26 protein-coding genes and 5 tRNA genes are annotated in these 25,277 nt (G+C 68.4%); 9 read left to right on the forward strand and 22 right to left on the reverse strand.

All coding sequences use genetic code 11. The features are described 5' to 3' along the window. Nucleotides 1–19: 19 nt before the first annotated feature. Complete coding sequence (gene ramA / locus CJEDD_RS10025; protein WP_042409925.1) at nt 20–859, reverse strand: acetate metabolism transcriptional regulator RamA; 840 nt, start codon at nt 857–859, stop codon at nt 20–22. A gap of 274 nt (nt 860–1,133) precedes the next feature. Here ramA and cysK point away from each other — a divergent pair, with 274 nt between their 5' ends. Together cysK and epsC are read left to right on the forward strand one after the other, a co-directional pair. Beyond that, complete coding sequence (cysK, locus tag CJEDD_RS10030) at nt 1,134–2,075, forward strand: cysteine synthase A (protein ID WP_042409915.1); 942 nt, start codon at nt 1,134–1,136, stop codon at nt 2,073–2,075. A 104-nt stretch (nt 2,076–2,179) separates the two neighbouring features. Then, nucleotides 2,180–2,779 carry a serine O-acetyltransferase EpsC gene (epsC, locus tag CJEDD_RS10035; RefSeq protein WP_042409917.1) on the forward strand — a complete coding sequence of 200 codons (600 nt, stop codon included), beginning with the start codon at nt 2,180–2,182 and terminating at the stop codon, nt 2,777–2,779. Here the strand turns inward: epsC and CJEDD_RS10040 are convergent. The 9 genes from CJEDD_RS10040 to CJEDD_RS10080 form a co-directional block, all read right to left on the reverse strand. Next, nucleotides 2,776–3,078 carry a GNAT family N-acetyltransferase gene (locus CJEDD_RS10040; protein ID WP_042409921.1) on the reverse strand — a complete coding sequence of 101 codons (303 nt, stop codon included), beginning with the start codon at nt 3,076–3,078 and terminating at the stop codon, nt 2,776–2,778. The genes epsC and CJEDD_RS10040 overlap by 4 nt on opposite strands. A gap of 71 nt (nt 3,079–3,149) precedes the next feature. Next, a tRNA-Phe gene (locus CJEDD_RS10045) sits at nt 3,150–3,222 on the reverse strand. A gap of 25 nt (nt 3,223–3,247) precedes the next feature. Further along, nucleotides 3,248–3,321: transfer RNA gene (locus CJEDD_RS10050), tRNA-Asp, on the reverse strand. 41 nt (nt 3,322–3,362) lie between these two features. Further along, a complete protein-coding gene (locus tag CJEDD_RS10055; protein ID WP_042409923.1) occupies nt 3,363–3,869 on the reverse strand; it encodes a hypothetical protein in 507 nt (168 codons plus the stop codon). A gap of 29 nt (nt 3,870–3,898) precedes the next feature. Further along, a tRNA-Asp gene (locus tag CJEDD_RS10060) sits at nt 3,899–3,975 on the reverse strand. A 1-nt stretch (nt 3,976) separates the two neighbouring features. Then, a tRNA-Glu gene (locus CJEDD_RS10065) sits at nt 3,977–4,049 on the reverse strand. Nucleotides 4,050–4,106: 57 nt separating this feature from the next. Further along, nucleotides 4,107–4,871, reverse strand: a complete 765-nt coding sequence (gene zupT / locus CJEDD_RS10070; RefSeq protein ID WP_042408980.1) for a zinc transporter ZupT — start codon at nt 4,869–4,871, stop codon at nt 4,107–4,109. 61 nt (nt 4,872–4,932) lie between these two features. Continuing rightward, nucleotides 4,933–5,005, reverse strand: a tRNA-Lys gene (locus tag CJEDD_RS10075). 184 nt (nt 5,006–5,189) lie between these two features. Then, on the reverse strand, nt 5,190–6,698 hold the full coding sequence (locus CJEDD_RS10080; protein ID WP_042408979.1) for an acetyl-CoA hydrolase/transferase family protein: 1,509 nt from the start codon (nt 6,696–6,698) through the stop codon (nt 5,190–5,192). Between the two features lie 188 nt (nt 6,699–6,886). Here CJEDD_RS10080 and dusB point away from each other — a divergent pair, with 188 nt between their 5' ends. Both dusB and CJEDD_RS10090 read left to right on the forward strand, forming a co-directional pair. Then, on the forward strand, nt 6,887–8,059 hold the full coding sequence (gene dusB, locus CJEDD_RS10085) for a tRNA dihydrouridine synthase DusB (RefSeq protein ID WP_042408976.1): 1,173 nt from the start codon (nt 6,887–6,889) through the stop codon (nt 8,057–8,059). A gap of 28 nt (nt 8,060–8,087) precedes the next feature. Next, nucleotides 8,088–8,819, forward strand: coding sequence for a phosphate signaling complex PhoU family protein (locus CJEDD_RS10090; RefSeq protein WP_042408986.1), 732 nt, complete (start codon nt 8,088–8,090; stop codon nt 8,817–8,819). A 65-nt stretch (nt 8,820–8,884) separates the two neighbouring features. On the opposite strand, the gene pstB is transcribed toward CJEDD_RS10090, so the two are convergent. The 5 genes from pstB to mshD all read right to left on the reverse strand — a co-directional run bounded on the left by pstB (nt 8,885) and on the right by mshD (nt 14,183). Further along, nucleotides 8,885–9,661, reverse strand: a complete 777-nt coding sequence (gene pstB / locus CJEDD_RS10095) for a phosphate ABC transporter ATP-binding protein PstB (RefSeq protein WP_042408973.1) — start codon at nt 9,659–9,661, stop codon at nt 8,885–8,887. A 40-nt stretch (nt 9,662–9,701) separates the two neighbouring features. Beyond that, nucleotides 9,702–10,700, reverse strand: a complete 999-nt coding sequence (pstA, locus tag CJEDD_RS10100) for a phosphate ABC transporter permease PstA (RefSeq protein ID WP_081764582.1) — start codon at nt 10,698–10,700, stop codon at nt 9,702–9,704. A gap of 15 nt (nt 10,701–10,715) precedes the next feature. After that, nucleotides 10,716–11,819, reverse strand: a complete 1,104-nt coding sequence (pstC, locus tag CJEDD_RS10105; RefSeq protein ID WP_042408970.1) for a phosphate ABC transporter permease subunit PstC — start codon at nt 11,817–11,819, stop codon at nt 10,716–10,718. Nucleotides 11,820–11,978: 159 nt separating this feature from the next. Continuing rightward, complete coding sequence (gene pstS, locus CJEDD_RS10110) at nt 11,979–13,139, reverse strand: phosphate ABC transporter substrate-binding protein PstS (RefSeq protein ID WP_042408966.1); 1,161 nt, start codon at nt 13,137–13,139, stop codon at nt 11,979–11,981. Nucleotides 13,140–13,304: 165 nt separating this feature from the next. After that, nucleotides 13,305–14,183: a mycothiol synthase gene (gene mshD, locus CJEDD_RS10115; RefSeq protein WP_273657506.1), complete on the reverse strand. Its 879-nt coding sequence runs from the start codon at nt 14,181–14,183 to the stop codon at nt 13,305–13,307. Between mshD and CJEDD_RS10120 the strand changes: the two genes are divergently transcribed. Beyond that, nucleotides 14,182–14,919, forward strand: coding sequence for an LmeA family phospholipid-binding protein (locus CJEDD_RS10120; RefSeq protein ID WP_198132999.1), 738 nt, complete (start codon nt 14,182–14,184; stop codon nt 14,917–14,919). The two genes, mshD and CJEDD_RS10120, sit on opposite strands and share 2 nt — an antisense overlap. Continuing rightward, nucleotides 14,912–15,556, forward strand: a complete 645-nt coding sequence (locus CJEDD_RS10125; protein ID WP_042407591.1) for a heme-binding beta-barrel domain-containing protein — start codon at nt 14,912–14,914, stop codon at nt 15,554–15,556. The genes CJEDD_RS10120 and CJEDD_RS10125 overlap by 8 nt, the downstream gene beginning before the upstream one ends. A gap of 47 nt (nt 15,557–15,603) precedes the next feature. Here the strand turns inward: CJEDD_RS10125 and CJEDD_RS10130 are convergent, their stop codons facing one another. Next, nucleotides 15,604–16,506, reverse strand: coding sequence for an aminodeoxychorismate lyase (locus CJEDD_RS10130; protein ID WP_042407589.1), 903 nt, complete (start codon nt 16,504–16,506; stop codon nt 15,604–15,606). Nucleotides 16,507–16,525: 19 nt separating this feature from the next. Here CJEDD_RS10130 and ygfZ point away from each other — a divergent pair, with 19 nt between their 5' ends. Both ygfZ and CJEDD_RS10140 read left to right on the forward strand, forming a co-directional pair. Beyond that, nucleotides 16,526–17,566, forward strand: a complete 1,041-nt coding sequence (gene ygfZ, locus CJEDD_RS10135; protein WP_042407586.1) for a CAF17-like 4Fe-4S cluster assembly/insertion protein YgfZ — start codon at nt 16,526–16,528, stop codon at nt 17,564–17,566. A 151-nt stretch (nt 17,567–17,717) separates the two neighbouring features. After that, entirely contained in the window at nt 17,718–17,927 is a 210-nt protein-coding gene (locus CJEDD_RS10140; RefSeq protein WP_042407583.1) for a DUF3073 domain-containing protein, read from the forward strand. A 57-nt stretch (nt 17,928–17,984) separates the two neighbouring features. Here CJEDD_RS10140 and purM read toward each other — a convergent pair whose 3' ends face one another. From purM to CJEDD_RS10155, 3 genes are read right to left on the reverse strand one after another with little or no spacing between them, the layout of a single operon-like run. Then, nucleotides 17,985–19,052, reverse strand: coding sequence for a phosphoribosylformylglycinamidine cyclo-ligase (gene purM, locus CJEDD_RS10145; RefSeq protein WP_042407582.1), 1,068 nt, complete (start codon nt 19,050–19,052; stop codon nt 17,985–17,987). Then, the gene (purF, locus tag CJEDD_RS10150) at nt 19,053–20,534 is read right to left on the reverse strand and encodes an amidophosphoribosyltransferase (protein WP_042407579.1); all 1,482 of its coding nucleotides are present in this window, start codon (nt 20,532–20,534) and stop codon (nt 19,053–19,055) included. It abuts the gene before it with no gap. Between the two features lie 42 nt (nt 20,535–20,576). After that, nucleotides 20,577–20,957, reverse strand: a complete 381-nt coding sequence (locus CJEDD_RS10155) for a sterol carrier family protein (protein WP_042407575.1) — start codon at nt 20,955–20,957, stop codon at nt 20,577–20,579. Nucleotides 20,958–20,981: 24 nt separating this feature from the next. Here CJEDD_RS10155 and CJEDD_RS10160 point away from each other — a divergent pair, with 24 nt between their 5' ends. Continuing rightward, nucleotides 20,982–21,989 (forward strand): acyl-CoA thioesterase, encoded by a 1,008-nt coding sequence (locus CJEDD_RS10160; RefSeq protein ID WP_042407572.1) that lies wholly within the window; start codon nt 20,982–20,984, stop codon nt 21,987–21,989. A gap of 77 nt (nt 21,990–22,066) precedes the next feature. On the opposite strand, the gene purL is transcribed toward CJEDD_RS10160, so the two are convergent. From purL to purS, 3 genes are read right to left on the reverse strand one after another with little or no spacing between them, the layout of a single operon-like run. Further along, nucleotides 22,067–24,346: a phosphoribosylformylglycinamidine synthase subunit PurL gene (gene purL, locus CJEDD_RS10165; protein ID WP_042407569.1), complete on the reverse strand. Its 2,280-nt coding sequence runs from the start codon at nt 24,344–24,346 to the stop codon at nt 22,067–22,069. Nucleotides 24,347–24,352: 6 nt separating this feature from the next. Next, a complete protein-coding gene (purQ, locus tag CJEDD_RS10170; RefSeq protein WP_042407565.1) occupies nt 24,353–25,027 on the reverse strand; it encodes a phosphoribosylformylglycinamidine synthase subunit PurQ in 675 nt (224 codons plus the stop codon). Next, nucleotides 25,024–25,254, reverse strand: coding sequence for a phosphoribosylformylglycinamidine synthase subunit PurS (gene purS, locus CJEDD_RS10175; RefSeq protein ID WP_074432530.1), 231 nt, complete (start codon nt 25,252–25,254; stop codon nt 25,024–25,026). The genes purQ and purS overlap by 4 nt, the downstream gene beginning before the upstream one ends. Nucleotides 25,255–25,277 lie beyond the last annotated feature (23 nt).

Here is a 25,277-nt window from a genome sequence, read left to right on the forward strand (position 1 = left end):
GGCGTCGATACGCAACCGCTTAGGGCAGCGCGCCGATGCGGCGGGCGGCGTTGACCGCCTCGTAGCGGGTGTGGGCGCCGAGCTTGCGCATCACGCTGCGCAGGTAGGACTTCACGGTCTCTGCGCCGATGCCCATCTCGGCGGCGGCCTCGACGTTCGTGTGGCCGAGTGCGACGCAGGAGAGCACGTCGAGCTCGCGGGCGGACAGCTTCGTCGTCTGCTTCACGGCCACGGGCGAAACCATCTGCTCGCAGATCTGCTCGAGCTCCTTGCGCAGCTCCTCGTCCTCCACCTTGTTCGTGAGCATGCGCAGCTTCGAGTGCGTCGAGCGGACCTGCTCCCACTCGGCGCTGTTCATCGAGTGCCCGCTCTTCGCCCCGGCTCGCTCGCCGTCCGCGGAGCGCATCGCCGCGTTGACCGCGAGGTCCTGCTCGAGGGTGCGGGCAGTCATGGTGACCTCCTCGATCACCTTGTCGCCGAGGCGCACCGGCGAGTGCACGCCGACGTAGAGCACGCCCCTAATCTCGCGACGCACGATGACGGGCACGGCGACGAGCGAGTGCAGGCCCTCGTCCTGGATCTGCTTGTCGTACTCGTGGGAGATGGTGTTCGCGCGGGTGTAGTCCGAGATGCCGGCGGCCCGGCGGGTGTTCACCACGCGCCCGCCGACGCCCGCCCCGGCGTCGATGGTGAGGTTCTGCAGGGCCGGGGTGCGAAGCCCGATCCACTGGGTGATCTGCAGCCGGTTGTCCGCGAGCAGCGTGCCGTACATCGCCACAGGGATCCCCGTGGCGGTCTTCAGCGCCGTCAACGCCGCGCGGATCGCGTCATCGTCGTATTTGATGCGCTGCGCATCCATCGTCATACTTGTCGCCTTCCACCGTTCCGGCATCCCCGTGCGGGCACACCCGGAGCTGAACAGGACTCCAAAACGGTTTCATCATATCGCCCGAACGGGGGTAGCCAAATTTAGCCCCGCTCACCCGCGTGCCACACGCCCGGGCATGTTGCGTATCGACGACCCTCCGGCCCGCCCCTGCCGAACCACCCTGTCTGTTTCGCCCAAACCGCACGGTCTACTGGCGGGTGTACAATGGGCGCCGGACACGTCACCGACAAGGAGAAGGATCATCATGGCGAATATCGCGAACAACGTACTCGAGCTCATCGGCGGCACCCCGCTCGTCGAGCTGCACGACATCACCGAGGCCCACGAAGCGAAGGCGCGCGTGCTGGCCAAGCTGGAGTTCTACAACCCGGCGAACTCCGTGAAGGACCGCATCGGCAAGGCCATCGTCGAGGCCGCCGAGGCGTCCGGCGAACTCAAGCCGGGCGGCACCATCGTCGAGGCCACCTCGGGCAACACCGGCATCGCCCTGGCGCTCGCGGGTGCGGCGAAGGGCTACAAGGTCATCCTCACCATGCCGGAGACCATGTCCACCGAGCGCCGCGTGCTGCTGCGCGCCTACGGCGCCGAGATCGTGCTCACCCCGGGCGCGGCTGGCATGAAGGGCGCGGTGGAGAAGGCCAACGAGATCGTCGCCGAGAACGAGGGCGCGGTCCTGGCCCGCCAGTTCGAGAACGAGGCCAACCCGAAGATCCACTACACCACCACCGGCCCGGAGATCTGGAACGACACTGACGGCGAGGTGGACATCCTCGTCGCCGGCGTGGGCACCGGCGGCACCATCTCGGGCGCCGGTAAGTACCTCAAGGAGCAGAAGCCCGAGGTCAAGGCCGTCGCCGTCGAGCCGGCCGCGTCGCCGCTGCTGTCCAAGGGCGAGGCCGGCCCGCACAAGATCCAGGGCCTCGGCGCGAACTTCATCCCGGGCACCCTCGACCGCGCCCTTCTCGACGAGATCATCGCCGTCTCCAACGAGGACGCCGTGGCCACCTCGCGTGAGCTCGCGGTCAAGGACGCGATCCTCGGCGGCATCTCCGCCGGCGCGAACGTGAAGGCCGCGCTCGACCTCGCCGCCCGCGACGAGAACGAGGGCAAGACCATCGTCGTTATCATCCCGGACTTCGGCGAGCGCTACGTCTCCACCATCCTCTACGAGGACATCCGCGACTAAGCGGCTGCTTGGCAGCGAGCTCCGCCACTCCCCCGCGCACCCCTCCGGCTGCGCGGGGGAATTTTTTGCCCGCCCAAAACGAACAGATTGGTACACTTCGCCCCATGCTTTCCCTGGCCACCACCGTCGTGAGCACCATCCGCGAAGACCTGGCGAACGCCCGCGAGCACGACCCAGCGGCGCGCGGCGACCTCGAGAACGCCGTCGTGTACTCCGGCCTCCACGCAATCTGGGTGCACCGAATCTGCCACGCCATGTGGGAGCGGGGCTGGAAGGGGCCGGCGCGCATCCTCGCGCAGGCCAACCGGTTCTTCACCGGCATCGAGATCCACCCGGGTGCGACCATCGGGCGACGCTTTTTCATCGACCACGGCATGGGCATCGTCATCGGCGAGACCGCCGAGATCGGTGAGGGCGTCATGCTCTACCACGGCGTGACGCTCGGCGGGCAGGTGCTCACCCAGACGAAGCGCCACCCCACCGTGGGCGACAACGTCACCATCGGCGCGGGCGCGAAAATCCTCGGGCCGATCACCATCGGCTCCGGCTCCGCCATCGGCGCGAACGCGGTGGTGACCAAGGACGTGCCGGAAAACTCGATCGCGGTGGGCATCCCCGCGAAGTCCCGCCCGCGCAAGACGGACGAGTGCATCCGGCTCGTCGACCCGGACAACTACGTGGATCCGGGCTCCTACATCATCTAGCCGACGAGGCCCTTGTACTCCGGGTGCTGCTCGATGAAGCGCTCCACCGCCGGGCAGGTGGGGATGACGCGGAGACCGTTCGCCTGCGCGTCGTCGAGCGCGTGCTGGATGAGCGGCTTGGACAGGCCCTGGCCGCGGTACTTCGGGTCCACCACGGTGTGCGGCAGCTCGCGCGCGCCGTCGCGGTCGGTGTAGGTGGCGAGGCCGGCCACCTCGCCGCCGACGAGGATCTCGTACTGGTGCTCTGCCTCGTTGGTACGCACTGAGACTTCGGGGGTTGCAGACGGGGATGTAGACATGGCCACGACTATACAATGCGAAGCCCCTCTCACCATCCTGTGCGGACGGAGGGAGGGGCCTCGCGAGAGTGTGGCTAGAGCCAGGATCGAACTGGCGACCCCACACTTTTCAGGCGTGTGCTCTACCGACTGAGCTATCTAGCCAGAACGGCTTGTACAAGCTGTTCGGCGACCCTGACGGGACTTGAACCCGCGACCTCCGCCGTGACAGGGCGGCGCGCTAACCAACTGCGCCACAGGGCCATATTCTGTTGTTTTTCGTGCGCTTTGCACGAGTTGTTACCTTACACAGACCCCTCGCGCGCAGCCAAATCGCCTGCGTACGCAAGGTAGCGACCCGTCGCCGAGCCGGTTTCGCCGGCAGACGCCACAAGCTCGGTGGGCGAGCCCGTGGCCACGACCTGCCCGCCGGCGGACCCGGCGCCCGGGCCGAGGTCGATGACGTAGTCCGCGATCGCGATGGTCTGCGGGCGGTGCTCCACGACGAGCACGGTGTTGCCCTTGTCACGCAGCGCGGCAAGCAGCGCGTTGAGCCGGTCGATGTCGGCGGCGTGCAGGCCCGCGGTCGGCTCGTCGAAGACGTAGGTCACGTCCGTGAGCGCGGAGCCGAGGTGGCGGATCATCTTCACGCGCTGCACCTCGCCGCCCGAGAGCGTCGAGCTCGGGCGGTCGAGGGTGAGGTAGCCCAGCCCGATGGCGGCGAAGTTCTCGAGCGCCTCGCGTATCGACGCCACCAGGGGCCCCACCTGCGGCGCCTCCACCCCCGCGAAAGCGTAGCCGTCGATACGCACAACGCCCCGAGGCGAACCTCGAGGCGTGATGGCGACCCTGACGGGACTTGAACCCGCGACCTCCGCCGTGACAGGGCGGCGCGCTAACCAACTGCGCCACAGGGCCGTACCCCCAACGGGATTCGAACCCGTGCTACCGCCGTGAAAGGGCGGGGTCCTAGGCCGCTAGACGATGGGGGCGCTGAAAGACAGCCGTTCGATCATAAACCGGGCGTTCGCGGCGCGACAAACACGCTGCTAATTCGGCAGAAGCAGCAGGCTCACCGCCATCACCGCCATGCCAGCGACCATGCCGTAGATCGCGGTGTGGTGCCGGCCCGTCTGGATCGCGGTGGGCAGCAGCTTGTCCAGACTGACGAACACCATGACGCCCGCGATCGCCGCGTACGCCGCGCCGAGCGTGACGGGCCCAAGGAACGAGCGCAGGAGCAGGTAGCCGATGAGCGCCCCGAGCGGTTCCGCCAGGCCGGAGAGCGTCGCCCAGCCGGCGGCTTTCCACTTCGAACCGGTCGCCTCGCGCAGCGGCACCGCGACGGCGATGCCCTCCGGGATGTTGTGGATGGCGATCGCGATCGCGATGGGCACGCCCATCACCGGGTCCTCCAGCGCGGAAATGAAGGTGGCAAAGCCCTCGGGGAAGTTGTGCACCGCGATCGCGAGCCCGGTGACCACCCCGACGCGGCCCATGCTTCCCCCGGAATGGTCCTCGTGCGGGTTGACGCCCTCGGGCACGAACCGGTCGATGAGCGCGATCACGGCGATGCCGGCGAAGAACGCGACGGTCCCCCACAGCTCGCCGTCCGCCCCCTCGCCGGCCAGCGTATCGACGCCCTCCGGCAGCAACTCCACCAGCGAGATGTACACCATCACCCCGGCAGAGAACCCGAGGGACGCGGCGAGGAACCTATCGCCGGGGCTGCGCTTGAGCGCGACGAGCAGGCCGCCGAGGCCGGTCGAGAGCCCGGCGAGCAGGGTCATCCCGAACGCGATGGCGACATTCATGGGTGGTGCTCCTGTGGGTCGTCGAGACGCGAAACGCCCCGGCCGAAGCCGAGGCATGCGGTGGGCCCTGTGGGGCTCGAACCCACGACCTGCGGATTAAAAGTCCGTAGCTCTACCAACTGAGCTAAAGGCCCGCAGGGAATCATGGTAGCCCGCGCGGGCTGGGCCGCGGTAATCGGGGCGCGGGACGGGGCCCACACCGCAAAAGTCGAGTCCGGGAGGTCGAGTCCGGCCGGAAAACGCGGTGAACTCGACCTCCCGAACTCGACTTTCAGAGCAGAGCGGCGAGGCGGCGGCAGCGGCCGCGCCCCGAAGGGCCTACTCGCCCTTCATCATCGTGCCGGTCTCCTCCATGCGGATGTGGAAGTCGAAGGCGTGGCGCAGGTCGTGCGGCGTCGCCTGGTACTTGCACTTGGAGGCCAGCTCGACGTACTCCTCGAGCAGCGGGCGGTAGGACGGGTGCGCGATGGAGATCATCTTCGCCGGACGGTCACGCGGGGCGAGGCCGCGCAGGTCGGCGACGCCGTACTCGGTGATGAAGACCATGGCGTCGTGCTCGTTGTGGTCGATGTGCGAGGCGAACGGCACGATCGCGGAGATGGCGCCGTCCTTGGCCACGGACGGGGAGATGAACGTGGAGATGTAGGCGTTGCGGGTGAAGTCGCCGGAGCCGCCCAGGGCGTTCATGAGGCGCGAGCCGTTGATGTGGGTGGAGTTGGCGTTGCCGTAGATGTCCGCCTCGATCATGCCGTTCGACGCAATAAGGCCCGTGCGGCGGATGACCTCGGGGTGGTTGGAGATGGACTGCGGGCGCAGGATGATGGACTCGCGGTAGCGCGAGGCCTCGGTGTTCATCTTGTCCGCGTACTCCGGCGACAGCGAGAACGAGGTGGCGGATGCGACGGTCATCTTGCCGGCGTCGATGAGGTCCACCATGCCGTCCTGGATCACCTCGGTGTAGGCCTGGATGCTCTCGAACTTCGACTCCATGAGGCCGGACATCACGGCGTTGGGCACGTTGCCCACGCCGGACTGCATGACGTAGCCGTCGTAGGCGAGACGGCCGGCCTTGACCTCGTGCTCCAGGAAGTCGAGGAAGTTGCCGGCGATCTGCTCGGAGATCTCGTCCGGCGCCTTGAACGGGGCGTTGCGGTCCGGGGCGTCGGTCTTGACCACGGCAACGACCTTCTCCGGGTCGATCTCGATGTAGGTCTTGCCGATGCGGTCGCCGCACTTGGTGATCGGGATGGGCACGCGGTTCGGCAGCGGCGGCACGGTCCAGATGTCGTGCATGCCCTCGAGCTCCTCGGACTGCCACTCGTTGACCTCGATGATGATCTTCTTCGCGGCGTTGAGGAACTCCACGGAGTTACCCACGGACGAGGACGGGACGATGTTGCCCTCCTCGGTGATGCGCACGGCCTCGACGATGGCGAGGTCGACGTCGCCGAAGAAGCCCTCCTCGACCATCATGCCGGAGTGGGACAGGTGAATGTCCTGGAACTTCATCTCGCCGGCGTTGATCTTGTTACGCATGGTCGGATCGGACTGGTACGGCATGCGGTAGCGCAGCGCGCCAGCCTCGGCGAGCACACCGTCGCACTCCGGGGCGGTGGAGGCGCCGGTGTACATGTCAATGGAGAAGTCTTGGCCCTTCTCGTGGGCCGCCTTCGCCTTTTCCGCGATGGCTGCCGGCATGGCCTTCGGGTAGCCGGCGCCGGTGAAGCCGGAGGTGCCGACCTTGTCGCCGTGGTTGACAAACTGGACTGCTTCCTCGGCCGTCATGACCTTGTCGCGCAGCTGGGGGTTGGCGATGCGATCGCTCATGATGCTCCCTATATCTGTTCGTTCGAGTAGATAACAGACCCCACCCTATTGTGACGTAGGACCCACTGCCACGAAGTGTGCGGGACGCGTCGTAAAGCAACTGCATACCGGGGCTGGGGTACCCCCGAAAGGGCGTAGCCGCCGCGATTGGACGCGCGGGCGGGACCGCGGGAAGAATGGAGCGCACTATGACGACAGCCGCGTCCGCCCAGCAACCCGCCCTCACCATCGGCGGCATCGACCTCAACTCCCCCGTCATCCTCGCGCCGATGGCCGGGGTGACCAACATGCCGTTTCGCGTCCTGTGCCGCGAGATCGAGGAGGAGCTCACCGACACCGCGTCTGGGCTGTACGTCTGCGAGATGATCACGGCGCGCGCGATGGTGGCGCGCAACGAGAAGACCCTGCACATGACCACGTTCGCTGACGTAGAGACGCCGCGCTCGATGCAGCTCTACACCGTCGACCCGAAGTTCACGTACGAGGCGGTGCGCATGATCGTCGAGGAGAACATCGCGGACCACGTGGACATGAACTTCGGCTGCCCGGTGCCCAAGGTCACGCGCAAGGGCGGCGGCTGCGCGATCCCGTACAAGCGACGCCTCTACGGCAACATCGTCGAGGCCGCCGTGCGCGCCGCCGAGGGCTCTGGCGTGCCAATTACGGTGAAGTTCCGCATCGGTATCGACGGCGAGCACCACACGCACCTCGACGCCGGGCGCATCGCCGCCGAGTCCGGCGCGTCCGCCGTCGCCCTCCACGCGCGCACCGGCGCCGAGCGCTACTCGGGCGAGGCGCACTGGGACGAGATCGGCCGCCTCGTCGAGCACATGGAGGGCACGGGCGTGCCCGTCATCGGCAACGGCGACATCTTCGCCGCCGACGACGCCGCGAAGATGATGGCACAGACCGGCTGCCACGGCGTTGAGGTCGGCCGCGGCTGCCTCGGTCGCCCGTGGCTGTTCGCCCAGCTCGGGGCGCAGCTGCGTGGCGACGCGATCCCGCCCGAACCGACCCTGGGCCAGGTCGCGCGCATCATCTACCGCCACGCGGAGCTGCTCGCCGCGCACGACGGCGAGGAGCACGCGTGCCGCGACATCCGCAAGCACACCGGCTGGTACCTGCGCGGGTTCCCCGTCGGCGGGGAGTTCCGCAAGTCGCTCGCCCAGGTCACCTCGCTCGCCGAGCTGCGCGAACGCCTCGCCCCCATCGCCGACTCGGACGAGAGGGCCGAGCACGCCGACGACGCCCGCGGCCGCCAGGGCTCGGCGGGCAAGATCGCCCTGCCCGAGGGCTGGCTCGACGACCCGGAGGACGAGGCCGTACCGGAAGGAGCAGAGATTGAAAATAACGGAGGATAGCCACGAGCCCGCGGGTAGCGTGAAGCACATGCTCCGCGTCCAGTACCGCGAACACCTCAAGGCCTTTAACCGGGACCTTCTCGAGATGTGCGACACCGTGCGCAGCATCGCCTCGCACGCGAACGCGGCGCTGCTCGAGCAGTCGCTCGACGACGCTGAAACCGCCCTCACCGAGGCCGACAGCCTGCAGGAGATCAGCGACCGCTGCGAGGAACGCAGCATGCGCCTCCTCGCGCTGCAGAACCCCGTCGCCAGCGACCTGCGCCAGGTGCTCTCCGCCATCTACATCGTCGAGCACTTCGAGCGCATGGGCTCGCTCGCCCGCAACATCGCCCTGCTCGCGCGCCAGCGCTACCCGGAGCCGGTCTACCCCGCCCCGCTGCACGGCTACGTCGAGGAGCTCGCGCGGCTTGTCGACGACATGGGCGCCGCCACCCGCAACCTCCTCGTCGAGCCGGACGCCGACGCCGCGGTGGAGCTGCACACGATCGACGAGGGCGTCGACGACATGCGCGCCTACCTGTGCAGTTTGGTTTCCGACCGGGAGTGGGAGTACTCCACCCGCGAGGCCGTCGACCTGTCCATGCTCGCCCGCTACTACGAGCGCTACGCGGACCGCTGCGTCGGCGTGGCCGGGCGCATGGTCTTCCTCATCACCGGGCTGAAACCCGAGGCGTACCTGCTGCGCCGCGACGAACCGGACTACAACCCGGACGAGAAGTTCGCCACCATCGAGCGCAAGTTCCGCGTCGAGGGCTAAACGCGCGCGCCCTCCCAGTGCCTGCTGCGGGCGGCACCGGGAGGGCGTCGAGAAGCGGGAGTGCTCTAGCCGAAGCGGCCGGAGATGTAGTCCTCCGTCTCCTTCTGAGAAGGGTTCTCGAAGATGGTCGTCGTGTCGTTGAACTCCACGAGGTGGCCCGGCTTGCCGGTGGCCTCGAGGGAGAAGAACGCGGTCTTGTCGGACACGCGCGCAGCCTGCTGCATGTTGTGCGTCACGATGACGATGGTGTACTCGTCCTTGAGCTCATGGATGAGGTCCTCCACGGCCAGGGTCGAGATCGGGTCGAGAGCCGAGCAGGGCTCGTCCATGAGGAGCACCTCGGGGCGCACCGCGATCGCGCGGGCGATGCAGAGGCGCTGCTGCTGACCGCCGGAGAGGCCGCCGCCCGGCTTGTCCAGGCGGTCCTTCACCTCGTCCCAGAGGTTCGCGCCGCGCAGGGACTGCTCGGCGACCTCCTTGAGCTTCTTCTTGTCCTTCTCGCCGGCGAGCTTGAGGCCGGCGACGACGTTGTCCTCGATGGACATGGTCGGGAACGGGTTCGCCTTCTGGAACACCATGCCGATGGTGTTGCGCACGGCCACCGGGTCGACGTTCTTGCCGTAAATGTCGTGGCCGTCGAGGAGGATCTGGCCCTTCACGGACGCGCCGGGGATGACCTCGTGCATACGGTTGATGGTGCGCAGCACGGTGGACTTGCCGCAGCCGGACGGGCCGATGAACGCGGTGACCGCCTTCGCCGGGATCTGCATGTTGACGTTCTGCACGGCGTGGAAATCGCCGTAGTAGATGTTGACGTCGTTGAGTTCGAGCTTGGTAGACATCTGGGTTTTCTCCTGGATGGTGTGGGAAACGCGGGGTGGGTTACTTCTTGACCGAGTAGCGCTTCGCCACAAAGCGGGCGAGCAGGTTCAAGGTGACGACGAGGATGACGAGCGTCAGCGCTGCGCCCCAAAGACGGTCGTTCGCCGGACCGACCGCACCGGACTTCCACATGTCGAGCATGAACAGCGGCAGCGAGGACTGCGGCTTGTCGAACATGTCGAACCAGTTCGTGGCCGGGGTGGAGCCGACGAGGATGAGCACCGGGGCGGACTCGCCCATCACGCGGGCGATGGCGAGCATGATGCCGGTGACGATGCCGGACAGCGCCGTAGGCAGCACGATGCGCACAATGGTCTTCCACTTCGGCACACCGAGGGCGTAGGAGGCCTCGCGCAGATCCATCGGCACGACGCGGAGCATCTCCTCGGTGTTGCGCACCACGACCGGGATCATGAGCAGGATGAGAGAGAGCGACACCGCGAAGCCGGAGCGCTGCTGGCCGAGGATGGTGATCCACAGGGCGTAGACGAACAGCGCGGCGACGATCGACGGCACACCGGAGAGAATGTCCACCATGAAGGTGGTGAGCTTGCCCAGCTTGTTGCCGTTGGAGTACTCCACCAGGTAGATGGCGGTGAAGATGCCGATCGGGATGGAGAACAGGGACGCGATGAACGTCTGCATGAGGGTGCCGGCGATCGCGTGCGCGGCGCCGCCGCCCTCCTTCGCGGCGCGGACGCCGACCATGTCCTTCGTCCACCAGTCGGGGTCGATCACGGCGCCCCAGCCGCGGGAGATCACGGTGATGAGCAGCCACAGCAGCGGGATGAGCGCGAGGATCATGCACAGCCACATGAGGCCGCCCATGATGGCGTTCGTGGTCTTGCGGCCCGACGCGATGTCGGTGAACGGGTTGTCGCCGCGGCGCGCGGGGCGCGAGTCGGTGGCGGCGGTGGCCACCTGCGAGGTGCCCGTCGCCTGCGTTGCGACGCGCGAAGCGCCGTTGGCGGCGCCGTTGTTCGGAACTGCAGTAGACATATCTGCTTCGCTCCCTTACTTGTTGACGATCGCGCGGGCGATCGAGTTGACAACGAAGGTCAGTAGGAACAGCACCAGGCCGGCGGCGATGTAGGCGCCCGCGGAGACCGGGTTGTTGAACTCTGCGGCGGCGTTCGCGATCGCGGTAGCGAAGGTGGTGCCACCGTCGAACAGGGAGCCGCGGAAGTCGTTCGCCGGGGCCACGGCCATGTAGAGCGCCATGGTCTCGCCCAGCGCGCGGCCGAGGCCGAGCATGGCGCCGGCGATGAAGCCGGAGAGGCCGAACGGGATGACCGTCATGCGGATGACTTCCCAGCGCGTCGCGCCGAGCGCAAGTGCGGACTCGATCTGGCCGGGAGGCGTCTGCACGAAGATCTCGCGGGCGGTCGCGGCGATGATCGGCAGGATCATGATCGCGAGCACGATGCCGCCGGTCATCATGTTGCGGGCCGTGGAGAACGGCGGGGAGTTCTGGTAGGTGGCGAACAGGAAGAAGTCGCCGCCCCAGCCGTTGACCCACTTGTAGAAGTCGCCCAGCAGCGGGCCGAGCACCTGCGCGCCCCACAGGCCGTAGACGATCGACGGCACGGCCGCGAGCATGTCCACGAGGGTGCCCAGCGGGCGAACGAGCTGCGGCGGGCAGTAGTTCGAGAGGAACAGCGCGACGCCGAGCGCGATCGGCATGGCGATGATCAGCGCGATCAACGAGATGGTCAGCGTGGAGAAGAAGAGGTTCGGGATACCGAACTTCATCGCGTCGAGGTTGGAGGTCTGCCAGTCGCCGCCGTAGGTGAGGAAGCCGAGGAAGCCGCCGTCGTTACGCACGAGCGGGGGCATCGCCTGAATGAGCAGGAAGATGCCGATCGCGGCGACGAGGACGGTGATGAGCACCGCGGAGGCGGTGGAGAAAAACTCGAAGACGCGGTCGCCCGGGCGCTTCACGCCCGCGCCGGTCGCGGAGCCGGAGGGCTCGCCGGCGATCGGGGTGCCCTCGGTCGCCGGGTCCTGGCCCTTGCGCACTGGGCGGCCCGTGGAGGACTGGACCACCGGATCGGTTTTCGTCGCGGGCCCTGCGCCGCGGTCGTCGTGCTCGGTAGCCGGCAGTTCGTTGTCAGCCATATGCTCGAATCCTTTGAGAATAAAACGGTTGGAGGTGGGGGTTAACCGAGGTCGGCGACCTGGTACCCGCATACGTAGACCCCCCGCAGATCGATCGGAATCAGTGGGGGGTCGGTCCGCCCTCCGGTCTACGGCCGGAGGACCAAACGCGCTGCGGCGTTACTGGATGGCGTTGATCGCCTCGCGCAGGCGGTCAGCGTGAGCGCCGGTGACCGGGATGAAGCCCTCGTCAGCGAGCTCCTGATCCTGGTGATCGAGAGCGACGTTGAGGAAGTCCTTCACCATGTTGGAGGTCTCCTTGTCGTAGCCAGCGGAGCAGACGATCTCGTAGGTCGTCAGCACCAGCGGGTACGCGCCAGCGGTGTTGGTCTTGAACAGCTTGTCGGAATCGACAACCATGTTGTGGCCGTCGGTCTTGAAGGCGAGGTCGTCCAGAACCTTGCCAACGGTCTCGTTGGTGAGCTCGACCGGGCCGTTGCCGAAGTCGATGTTCGCCTTCTTGTCCGCGAAGCCAGCCTCGACGTAGGTGATAGCACCCTCGGTCGCCTTAACCTCCTGGGCAACGCCGGAGGAGCCGTTGGCGCCGGTGCCCACAGCGTTCGGGAACGCCTTGCCGGTGGACTCCCACTTGCCGTTGGAGGCGGCAGCCAGGAACTTCTGGAAGTTGTCGGAGGTGCCGGACTCGTCGGAGCGGTAGAAGACGTTGATCGGCTCGTCCGGGAGGTTCACGCCCGGGTTCGCCTCGGCGATCTTCGGGTCGTTCCAGGTGGTGATGACGCCCTGGAAGATCTCGACGATGTTGTCGACGGTCAGGTTGAGCTTGTCCACACCCTTGAGGTTGTAGGCGACGGCGACCGGGCCGATGACGAACGGCAGGTGCCAAGCCTCGTTGCCACCGCAACGGTCGGCAGCAGCCTGGATCTGGTCGTCCTTCAGCGGGGAGTCAGAGCCAGCGAACACAGCCTGGTTGGCGATGAAGTTCTTCTGGCCGGAGCCGGAGCCGGACGGGGTGTAAGCGAGCTGAGCACCCGGAACCTCGGAGGAGTAGACGGAAGCGAAGTAGTCCATCGCGTTCTGCTGAGAGGAAGCGCCCTCAGCGACGAGGGTGCCGGTCTGGCCGGAGAGCTCGTACGCGCCGGACTTCTTGTCGTCCTTGTTGCCGGAGGTGGAGGTCTCGGTCGCGGTGGAGGTCTCCGTGTTGGACTCGACGGAGGTCGACGACGCGTTGTCGTCGTCGGAATCGCCACAAGCGACGAGGGAAACGGAAGATGCTGCAACGACGCCGACGATCGCGGCGGTGCGCTTGAAGTTACGGATCACGGGATACCTTTCCGGTGCTTAACAGTTCAATGTCGAGCATCGGCACAACTGTCCGATTACTCACGATTGCAAACCTACGGAATCCTGGTTAATCCTTGGTAACCGGTTAAGTGAATAATGGGTTAACTTCTTGGAAGCGCAGTGTTCGCGCACGTCAGACGCCATTTACTTGTACACGACGTGCCGCTCCCGCACAGCGAAGCCGAGCTGCCGGTAACGCTTCACGGCGGGCTCGTTGTCGGCCTCCACATAGAGGATGACCTGCGGTGATCCCACCCCAATGAGGTACTCCAACCCCACCCGCATCAGCGGTCCCCCCATTCCCTCCCCCCGGTAACGCGACGCGAGCCCCACGACGTACACCTCGCCCGTCCCGTCTGGGTGGCGCTTCGTCCAGTGGAATCCCGCCAGCGTGGCGCCGTCGTAAAGCAAACGCACCCCGTCCGGGTCGAACCACTCCGCCTCCATCCCGCGGTGCAGGCGGTCGAGGTCCCACCCGCCCTGCTCCGGGTGCCAGGAGAACGCCTCGTTGTTCACCTCGAGCCACTGCTCCTCCACTCGCTCGCGCCCGAACCGGCGCGCCGCCTCGGGGTAGCTCAGCGCTTCGAACCCGTCCGGGATCGCGGGCAGCTGGCCCAGCTCGGCGGCGTCGACCCCCATGACCAGCAGCTCCCGCTGCGGCGTGAGCCCGAGCTCGGCCGCGAGCGCGCGGGCCGCGGGGAGGTCACCGTGCGCCCAGAAGCCGGCGCCGCCGTCGCGCCTGCGCACCGCCTCCGCCAGCGCCGTCCCCAGCCCCTCGCGCCGGCGCCGCGGGTCCACCACGAGCTCGCACGACCCGTCCGGGGCGAGGGCGGCGCACGCGATCACCGCGCCCTTGCCGCCGCTGTCCTCGACGGTGAGGTGGGTGTGCCCCGCGCGGGCGTCGTCGAGGCCCAGCTCGAACGCCTCGGAAAACGCGGCGATGCCGTCGTGCTCCGCGGCGGCGGCGAGGAGGGGTCGCACGCGCTCACCGGGCAGATGTGCGCTTAGGATGTCGGCAGTCATGGCACCACGTTACGTTCCCGCCCTCGCGGCCGCCGCCGCGCTGCTCGGCGCGCTCGCTCTCGGCGACACCGCGCTCGCCTCCCACGTCGAGCGCGGCATCGCCCCGCCCGGCGCGGATGCGACCGTCGCCGGGTTCCCCTACGCGGCGTCGGCGCTGACCGGGCGGGTGCCTCGCGTGGCGGTGCAGCGCATTGACGAGGACATCCCGGGACCCGGCGTGGGCACGGTGAGCGTCGAGCTGTTCAACCTCGAGCTCGCCGACCCGCGCGCGGCGCTGCGCGGGGATTTCGTCGGGGCGGACGCGCGCGTGGTGCGCCGCCGCGTGCGCCTCGACGGAGTCGGCTTCGGCAAGCTGCTCGACATCACCGACCTGGACATGGCCAACCCGTACGACATCTCCCCCTCCGGCGGCGTCGCCAGTGAAGCGCGCCTCACCGGCACCGTGCCGGGAGCGAGCGAACCGGCCACCGCGGTGGTCACCCTCCGCCTCGAGGACGGCGTGTTCCACATGCGCCCGAGCCAGCTTCTCGACGTCCCTTCCGGCGAGCAGGACGCCGTCCTCGCCGGCTTCACGCTCGACCTGGACACGCGCGAGCTCCCGCTCGACGGGCCGGCGGATCTCGTGCAACTCAACGGCGGGTCCATCGAGTTCTCCCGCGACCGGGTGAACACCCGCGTTGAGGCGGCGGACCTCGAGCCGCGCGCCGGAGCGTCTACCCTGGGGCAGCATGACTGAGAACACTGCTGACAACAGCGCACCGCTCAACGGCAACGACGCCGTCAACCTCGCCGCGGAGCAGTCCAAGGAGACCGCGCACCGCAACATCCCGGAGCTCGGGTTCGAGGACATGCCCCTCGCCGCCGACACCGCGAACCTGCGCTACGGCCCGAGCCTGCACGACGGCCTGCTCGCCCTCCTGCCGCTCGTCGGCGTGTGGTCCGGCTCGGGCCAGGCGAACGACAACGGCGACGAGTACGCGTTCGGCCAGCAGCTCGTCGTTTCCCACGATGGGGAGAACTACCTGCGCTTCGAGTCCCGCATCTGGCGCCTCGACGCGGAGGGCAACGCCACCGGGGCCGACCAGCGTGAAGTCGGGTTCTGGCGCATCTCGCTCAAGGACGAGATCGAGGTGACGCTCACGAATTCCCGCGGCCTCGTGGAAATCATGTACGGCGAGCCGGTGAACGAGCGCGCGTGGCAGCTCACCAGCGCCTCCACCATCGCCACCGAGACCGGCCCGGCGAGCCACGGCCCGGGCAAGCGCCTCTACGGCCTCATGCCGAACAACAACCTCGGCTGGGTGGACGAGCGCGCCGTGGACGGCGAGATGGTGCCGTACATGTCCGCCGAGCTCAAGCGGGTCGCCGGCTAGACGGTACCGGCGCGGTTACGGACAAGCGCCGTCACGGCCAAACGCCGTCACGCGACGGCGTCGGCGATGAGCTGCCGGATCTCGGCCTCGTTGTCCGGGGCGGCGAGCTTCGTGCCGTCGAGGCGCTTCACGCGCGTGGCGATGCGCGTCGAGCTGACGAGCCAGACGGATTCCGCCTTGAACAGCTCCCCGACGTAGATGTTCTTCGCCTTGCACTTCCAGCCGAGCCGCTCCGCGTGCTCGAAGATCGCGGCCTGCGTCGTGCCGGCGAGCACCCCCGGGCCTGGCGCGGGGGTGCGCAGGCGCCCGCCCTTTTTCACCATGAGCACGGAGCTCGTCGCCCCCTCGAGCACGCGGCCCGTGTCCGGCTCGACGTAGATGACGTCGTCCGCGCCCTGCTCTTTCGCCCAGCGCAGCGCCGCCATCGTGAGCGCGTAGTTGAGCGTCTTCGCGCCGACGCCCAGCCAGGGCACGTCCGGGTCGATGCTGTAGCCGCGCGGGGTGGTCACCGCCGCGACGCCGTGCTCGCGCTGGTCGAGCACCTCGTCGGCGATCGGGCGGACGGTGAGCCAGGCGGTGGGCACGCCGGTGGTTTCGCGGCCGCGGGTAAACGTCCACACGCAGCGCGCCTCGACGTCGCCCGCGTCCCCGCCGCGCTCCCCGCAGTAGTCCGCCACCGCCTCGCGTGTCGCGCGAGCCCACTGCTCGCGCACCGGCTCCGGCAGCCCCATGAGCCGTGCCGAGCGCGCGAAGCGGTCGAGGTGCTTGTCCAGGTTCTTCGCCTCCCCGCCGCGCACGAGGACGGTCTCGAAGATCCCGTCTCCGCGCGTGACCGCCGCGTCGTCCCAGAACACGTGCGGCATGTTCGGGTTCTGCCGCCGCACCGAGCCGCCGAACGGCTCCACCAGGTAGATGACGGGCGCGGGCGGGAGCAGGGAGGATTCCGACATGCCCCTATGATAGGCGCTCATGGGTTACGCATCCGAGCTACTTTCGCAGCCTGGGGCCGCCGCGTTGGAGGGGTCCTCGCTTCTCGACGCCGAAGGGGTGGCCTGGCACTACGGCGACCCCCTCGGCGAGCAGCGCATCGCCGAGCCGACGCTCATCGACCGCTCGCACCGCGCCGTTCTCGCCGTCGCCGGGCCCGACGCCCCCGCCTTCCTCAACAACCTCCTTTCGCAGAAGCTTGACGACGTCACCTCCGGGTTCGCCGCCGCGGCCCTCGACCTCGACGCCCAGGGCCGGATCCTGCACCACGCGGACGTCGCGTTCGTCGACCGCGTGTTCTACCTCGACGTGCCCTCGTATCAGCGCGACTCCTTGGCCGACTACCTGCGCAGGATGGTGTTCTGGTCCGACGTGACCGTCGAGGAGACCGGTCTCGCGCTGCTCACCGTCCTCGGGGAGCCGGGCGAGCTCGCGCTCGGGCAGGCGTTCACGCGGCGCCTGCCGGGCTGGGGCGCCATCGGCCGGACCGACATCGCGGTGCCGCGCGAGCGCCTCGGCGAAGCCGCGCGCGCGTTCCCGCTCGCCGGCCTCATGGCGTTCACCGCCTTCCGCGTCGCCGCCGGGGAGCCGGAGCTGCGCGCCGACCTCGACGAGAAGTCGATCCCCCACGAGGCGCCCTCCCTCATCAATCGGGGCGGCGCCGTGCGCGCCGTGCACCTGGCCAAGGGCTGCTACCGGGGGCAGGAGACGGTCGCCCGCGTGGAAAACCTCGGGCGCTCCCCCCGCCTGCTGGTGAAGCTCCAGCTCGACGGGTCCGCCCCCACCGAGCCGACCCCGGGCACCACGCTTACCGCCGGCGGGCGCGCCGTGGGCAGGCTGGGCACCGTCGTGCACGACGCGGACGAGGGGCCTGTCGCCCTCGCGCTGGTCAAGCGCTCCGCACTCGAGGCCCCGCTCGACGCCGGCGGGGTGGCCGCGTCGGTGGACGCGTCGTCGCTGCCGGCGGACGAGGGCGAGCACGCGGGCCGGAGGGCCGTCGATACGCTACGCGGAAAACTGTAGGCCAACTGTGGGCGCGCATAGGCGCAGCGTAGGGGCCTAAAGCGCATTTTTCGTTGGCGCAGGCTATAGTGTCCTACAGGAAAATAACGATAAAAAGTATGAGGCCGCCTCTTTTTGCAGGCCGCCCTAACCACCTCAAGGGGGTCACGCCATGGGCCGCGGACGCGCGAAAGCCAAGCAGACCAAGGTTGCTCGCCAGCTGAAGTACAACACTCCTGAAATGGACCTCGATTCCCTGCAGCGGGAACTGTCCGGTCAGGCGCCCCAGCGCAACTGGGACGACGACGAGCCCGAGGTGGACGACCAGTACTCGGACTACGCCGACTGGGACGAGGACGAGGAAGACGACGCGCGCCGCTAGCGAAGTTGCGCGCACGAAGGCACCTTGCGGGGTGCCTTTTTCGCGTCCCGCGCGGCCCTAGTACTGCGGATGCGAGCCGGTGAGCACCGCGCGGGAGGTCTCCCCCGCCGCGGCGGCGCGCACCTCGCCGAGCTCCCACGCCTCGATGTGGCGGGCGGCGAGGATGGCCAGCGCGCGGTCGCGGTCCTGCGGGCTGACCACGGCCACCATGCCCACACCCATGTTGAACGTCTTCTCCATCTCGGCGTCCGGCACATGGCCGACGGACTTGATGGTGCGGAAGATCGCGCCCGGGGCCCACGTGCCGCGGCGCATCTCCGCGACGAGGCCCTCGGGGATGATGCGTTCCATATTGTCGGCGAGCCCGCCGCCGGTGACGTGGCAGAACGTGCGCACGTCGCACTCCGCGGCCAGTTCGAGGCAGTCGAGGGCGTAGATGCGGGTCGGCTCGAGCAACTCCTCCCCGAGCGTGCGCCCCAGCTCCTCCATCTCGGCGTTCAGCGGCAGCCCGGCGCGCTCGAGCAGGACGTGGCGGGCCAACGAGTAGCCGTTGGAGTGGAGGCCGGAAGACGCCATCGCGATGATGGCGTCGCCCTCGCGCACCTTATCCGGGCCGAGCAGGTCCGCCGCCTCGACGACGCCGACTGCGGTGGCGGAGACGTCGTACTCGTCCGGATCCATCACGCCCGGGTGCTCCGCCGTCTCGCCGCCGAGCAGGGCGCAGCCGGCCTGCACACAGCCCTCGGCGATGCCGGCGACGATCTCCGCGACCTTCTCCGGCACGACCTTGCCGATGGCGATGTAGTCCTGCAGGAACAGCGGCTCCGCCCCGCACACGACGAGGTCGTCGACGCACATGGCCACGAGGTCGATGCCGATGGTGTCGTGCTTGTCCATCGCCTGGGCGACGGCGAGCTTCGTGCCCACGCCGTCGGAGCCGGCCGCGAGCAGCGGCTCCTTGTACTTGCCCAGCGCGAACAAGCCGGCGAACCCGCCGAGGCCGCCGCGGACTTCGGGGCGGGAGGCGCGCTTCGCGTGCGGGGCGAACAGCTCGACAGCCTTGTCGCCTGCCTCTATGGACACGCCGGCCGCTTCGTAGGAAACCTGCTGGTCTTCGGTAGTCATTTACGCTTCAGCGCCTTTCTGGATGCGACGGACAAGGTCGGCGTTGTCGTTCCCCTCGGGCAGGCCGAGCGGGTAGTGGCCGGTGAAACAGGCCGCGCAGAGGTTTTCTTCCGGCTGGTTCGAGGCTGCGATCATGTCATCGATGGGCACGAACGCGAGCGAGTCCGCGCCGATGACGGTGCGGATGGACTCGGCGATCGCCTCGTCGCTGTCGGTGCGGCCGTGGTTGGCGATGAGTTCGCCGGGGCTGGCGAAGTCGATGCCGTAGAAGCACGGCCACTTCACCGGTGGCGCGGCGATGCGCACGTGCACCTCGGCTGCGCCGGCCTCGCGCAGCATGCGGATGAGCTTGCGCTGGGTATTGCCGCGCACGATCGAATCGTCCACGACGACGAGCTTCTTGCCCTCGATCACCTCGCGCACCGGGTTGAGCTTGAGCCGCAGGCCGAGCTGGCGCAGCGTGTCCGAGGGTTGGATGAACGTGCGGCCCACGTACGCGTTTTTCATCATGCCCTGCTTGAACGGGATACCGGACTCCTCCGCGTACCCGATCGCGGCGGGCGTGCCGGATTCCGGCACGGGCATGACCAGGTCCGCCTCGACCGGGTTCACGCGGGCGAGGCGCCGCCCGATTTCCATGCGCGAGGAGTTCACGGACCGGCCCTCGATGACGGAGTCGGGCCGCGCGACGTAGACGTACTCGAACACGCAGTGTGCCTTCGGGGTCTCGGCGAAGCGCTCGGAGTGGATGCCCGAGTCATCGATGGCCACAAGCTCGCCGGGCTCGATGTCGCGCACGAAGGACGCGCCGACGATGTCGAGGGCGCACGTCTCCGAGGCGACGACCCAGCCGCCGTCGAGCCGGCCGAGGGAAAGCGGGCGCACGCCGTGCGGGTCGCGGGCGGCGTAGAGGGTGTGGCCGTCCGTGATCATGAAGCAGAACGCGCCCTTGACGCGGGGCAGGAGCTCCCGGCAGGCGTCGAGAAGCGACTTGTCCTCCGTGACCCGGTCCGCGAGCAGTGCGGAGACCACCGCGGTGTCGGAGGAGGAGCCCTGCCCATTCACGCCGGAGGCGGGGATGAGCTTGCGCTCGATCGCCTCGGCCTGCAGCTCCATGTAGTTGATGAGGTTGCCGTTGTGGGCGAGCGCGATGTCCGTGCCGTTCGGCGAGGTGCGGAACATCGGCTGGACGTTCTCCCACGAGTTGCCTCCCGCGGTGGAGTAGCGGGTGTGGCCGATGGCGACGTCGCCCTGCAGCGCCTCGAGCACCGGCTCGTCGAAGACCTGGCTGACCAGCCCGGTGTCCTTGAACACGACGACCTTGTCGCGCTCGCCCACCGCGATGCCGGCGCCCTCCTGGCCGCGGTGCTGCAGCGCGAACAGGCCGAAGTAGCTCAGCTTCGCCACGTCCTCACCCGGCGCCCACACGCCGAAGACGCCGCACTCCTCGCGCGGTGCGGGGTCGAGATCCTGACTTTCCATAGGGCTCTCCGTAAGCACGCCCCTCACTGTATCCGAGTCACGTCAGTGCAGCGCAATCACGGGAAGGCCGGCGGCGATCTCGGCTGCGCGGGAACCGGAGGCGTCGACGGTACCCAGCTTCAGCTCGTCGTCGAGCGTGGTCAGCCCGGTGGCCAGGCGCAGCCACGTGCGCGCGTCCATCTCCACGACGTTCGGCGGGGTGCCGCGCGTGTGCCTGGGTCCTTCGACGCACTGCACCGCCACGAACGGCGGCACGCGCAGCTCCACGGAGTGCCCGGGCAGCTCCTCGGCCAGCGTGCGGGCGGTGCGGCGGCAGGCGTTCGCAAGCTCGCTTCTCGACGGCTCCGCTTCCCCACCGTCCAACCACCCCGCCACGGCCTGGACGGCCTCGCGCGTGAGCACCGGGTCCTGTTTCTGCACCATGGTGGCCCATATTAAGGTGTCGGCATGCCCAATACCCCCGTCGCCACAGAGCGCTCCCCGCGCGTCACCCTCCGTTTCATGGCATCGCCCACCGACGTCCTGCACCACGGCGCGCAGGGTGTCTCCGGCGGGCGCGTGCTGGAGTGGATCGACAAAGCCGCCTACGCCTGCGCGGCGCAGTGGTCCGCCACCTACTGCGTTACCGCCTACGTGGGCCACATCCACTTCACCCGCCCGATCCCGTCCGGCCACATCGTCGAGGTCCGCTCCCGCATCGCCATGACGGGCCGATCCTCGATGCATATCGTCAACGAGGTGCTCTCCGCCGACCCGCGCGAGGGTGTGTTCACCCGCGCCTGCGACTGCCTCGTCGTGTTCGTGGCCAAGGACCCGGACACCGGCAAGTCCATGCCGGTGCCCACGTTCGTGCCCACGAACGACGAGGAGCGCCGCGTGGCCAAGGCCGCCGAGTCCCGCATCGACCTGCGCAAGGCCATCGAGGCGGAGATGGAGGCCCAGACCTACACCGACAACTCCACCGCGCCGCGCATCGTGCACCGTTTCATGGCCAAGCCCACCGACGTGAACTGGGGCGGCAACGTCCACGGCGGCACCGCGATGGAGTGGATCGACGAGGCCGGCCTTGCCTGCACGATGGAGTGGTCCGGGGAGCGCACCGTCGCGGTCTACGCCGGTGGCATTCGCTTCTACCACCCAGTGCACATCGGCGACCTCATCGAGGTGGACGCGCGCATCACGCGCACCGACTCGCGCTCGATCCACACTTCCGTGCACCTACGCGCGGGCGACCCGCGGGGCGGGCGGGACTCGCTTGTCGACGCGATCCACGCCACGTTCACCTACATCGGCATCGACATCGACGGCAACCCGCTGCCGGCGCGCAAGTTCGTCCCCGTCACCGACGAGGACAAGCGCCTCTGGGAACACACCCAGACGCTCAAAGACCTGCGCGGGCAGTACGAGCCGGAGCCGCTCGTCGAGCCGGCCCCGGCCGTGCAGCGCACGTTTTAGCGCTTTTTGGGGGTCGGGGGTGGTGCGAGAGGGAATGAGGACAGTTTTGTCCTCAATCCCTTCGGGCCCTACACCACCTAGACCGCCGCGTTCGGGGCGGTCGCAGCGGCGAAGTGCGACGGCATGGTCGCGGCCCACGCGCCGGCGAGTTCGGTCATGGTGAGCTCGGCGGAGCCGTCGATACGCACGATGCCATCGTTGGTGGTGGTGCCGAGCACCGCGACCGGGATGCCGGCGGCGGTGGCCTGCTCGACGGCGGACGCGGCGCGGTCGCGCGTCACGGCGGCGAGCACGCGCGAGGCGGACTCGGAGAACAGCGCGGTGAACGCGTCCTCGTGGACCGCCTCGAGGCTCAGCTCGGCGCCCTTGTCGGAGCCGAGGAGCAGCTCGAAGAGCGCCTGGGACAGGCCGCCCTCGGATAGGTCGTGCGCGGCCGCGAACCCGGCGGCGTTGCCGGCGAAGAACTCGGCGAGGCGCGCCTCGTTGGCCAGGTCCACCTGCGGCGGCAGACCGGACAGGCCCGCACCGGAGATGTCCTGCCACACCGAGCCGCCGAACTCGTCCTTCGTCTCGCCGAGAAGGAGCAGCGTGTAGTCCTCCTCCGTCGAGGTCAGCGCGTGCGGGACGGTCTGCTCGACGTCCTCGATCACGCCGAGCACGCCGACGACCGGGGTGGGCAGGATGGGCGTCTCGCCCGTCTGGTTGTAGAACGACACGTTGCCGCCGGAGACCGGGATGCCCAGCTCCGCGGCGCCGTCCGCGAGCCCGTGCACGGCCTCGCGGAACTGCCACATCACGCCCGGGTCCTCGGGGGAGCCGAAGTTCAGGCAGTTGGTCACCGCGACCGGCGTCGCGCCGGTGACGGCGACGTTGCGGTACGCCTCCGCGAGCGCCAGGCGCGCGCCCATGTTCGGGTCGAGGTAGGTGTAGCGTCCCGACGCATCGGCGGAGACGGCCACGCCGCGGCGCGTCTCCTCATTGATGCGCAGCACGCCCGAGTCCGCGTACTTCGCCTGCACGGTGTTGCCACGCACGTAGCGGTCGTACTGCTCGGTGATGAAGTCGCGCGAGCACAGCGCCGGCGAGGCGACCATCTTGAGCCATGCGTCCTTGATGTCGCTTTGCTTCTCGACGTCACCTCCGGCCCGCACCTCGTCCATCCAGCCCGGGCGCTCGTAGGGACGCTCGTAGACCGGGCCCTCGTCGATAGTTGAGGGCGGGGCGTCCACGACGAGCTCGCCGTTGTGGAACACCTGCAGACGGTCCTTGTCGGAGGTCACCTCGCCGATCACCGCCGCGCCGACCTCCCACTTCGCGCAGATGTCCATGAACTTGTCCACGTCCTCTGGGGCGACGACGGCGCACATGCGCTCCTGGGACTCGGAGGCGAGGATCTCGGCCGCGGACATGTTTTCCGCGCGCAGCGGCACGTTGTCGAGGTTGACGGTCATGCCGCCGTCGCCGGACGCCGCGAGCTCCGAGGTGGCGCAGGACAGCCCGCCGCCGCCGAGGTCCTGGATGCCTTCGACCACGCCGGCGGCGTAGAGCTCGAGGCAGCACTCGATGAGCACCTTCTCGGCGAACGGGTCGCCGACCTGGACGGCGGGCAGCTTGCGCTCCTCGCCCTCCTCGAACGTGGCGGAGCCGAGCACGGACACGCCGCCGATGCCGTCGAGGCCCGTGCGGGAGCCAAAGAGGATGACCTTGTTGCCCGTGCCGGACGCGAACGCGAGGTGGAGGTCTTCCACCTTGAGCGTGCCGACACACAGGGCGTTGACCAACGGGTTGCCGGCGTAAGCGGCGTCGAAGACGGTCTCGCCGCCGATGTTAGGCAAGCCCAGGCAGTTGCCGTAACCGCCGACGCCGTGGACCACGCCCGGTAGCACGCGCTTCGTGTCGTCCGCGTCGAGCGGGCCGAAACGCAGCTGGTCCATCACCGCGATCGGGCGCGCGCCCATGGCCATGATGTCGCGGACGATGCCTCCGACGCCGGTGGCGGCGCCCTGGTAGGGCTCCACGAAGGAGGGGTGGTTGTGGCTTTCCACGCGGAACGTCACGGCGTCGCCGCCGCCGATGTCCACCACGCCGGCGTTTTCGCCGATGCCGGCGAGGATCTTCGAGGCCATCTCCTCCGTCATGGTCTGGCCGAAGTAGCGCAGGTGGGTCTTGGAGGACTTGTAGGAGCAGTGCTCCGACCACATCACGGAGTAGAGGGTGAGCTCCGCGTCCGTCGGACGTCGGCCGAGGATGGCCTTGATCTTGGCGTACTCGTCGTCCTTCAGGCCCAGCTCGGCGTACGGCTGCTCGAGGTCCGGGGTGTCGAAGGCGTTCTGAACGGTGTCGTTGTGCACGGTCATGTCGGGTTACGCTCCGATCTTCGAGATGGCGTCGATGGCGGACGTGAACAGGCCGAGCCCGTCGGTGGACGGGCCGGTGAGCGCCTCGATGGCGTGCTCCGGGTGGGGCATGAGGCCGACGACGCGGCCGGTCTCATTGGTCACGCCGGCGATGGCGTTGATGGAGCCGTTGAAGTTGTCCGTGTAGCGGAAAACCACGCGGCCCTCCTTCTCCAGCGCCTCGATGGTTTCCGGCGCCGCCTGGAAGCGGCCTTCGCCGTGCTTTGCAGGAACGTAAATGCGCTCGCCGAGCTGGCTCGTCCACGCGGTGTTCGTGTTCACCACCTCGAGGTAGGTGTCCACGCAGTGGAAGTTCAGGTTCTGGTTCCGCGTCAGCGCGCCCGGCAGCAGTCCGGCCTCGGTGAGGATCTGGAACCCGTTGCAGATGCCCAGAACCGGCATGCCCTTCTTCGCGGCCTCTACAACCGCGCCCATCATGGGTGCCTGCGCAGCGATCGCCCCGGAGCGCAGGTAGTCCCCGTAGGAGAACCCGCCCGGCACGACGACCGCGTCCACGCCGGCAAGGTCGTCGTCCGCGTGCCAGAGCTGGCGTGGCTCGGCGCCGGCGACGCGGACGGCGCGGAGCGCGTCAACGTCGTCAAGCGTGCCCGGAAAAGTAATGACTCCGATGGTCGCGCTCATCGCACAACCTCGAAGTCCTCGATCACGGTGTTGGTCAGCAGCGTCTCAGCCATGCGCCGCAGCTCGGCGTCCGAGACGGAATCGTCCACCTCGATCTCGAACCGCTTGCCCTGGCGGACGTCGGTCACCCCCTCGACCCCGATCCGGCCCAGTGCACGCAGCACCGCCTGACCCTGCGGATCAAGAATTTCGGCCTTGGGCATGACATTGACAACGACTCGCGCCATGAGAATCCTTCACGTTTCGGGAG

Source organism: Corynebacterium jeddahense, from assembly GCF_028609865.1.
GTDB lineage: Bacteria > Actinomycetota > Actinomycetes > Mycobacteriales > Mycobacteriaceae > Corynebacterium > Corynebacterium jeddahense.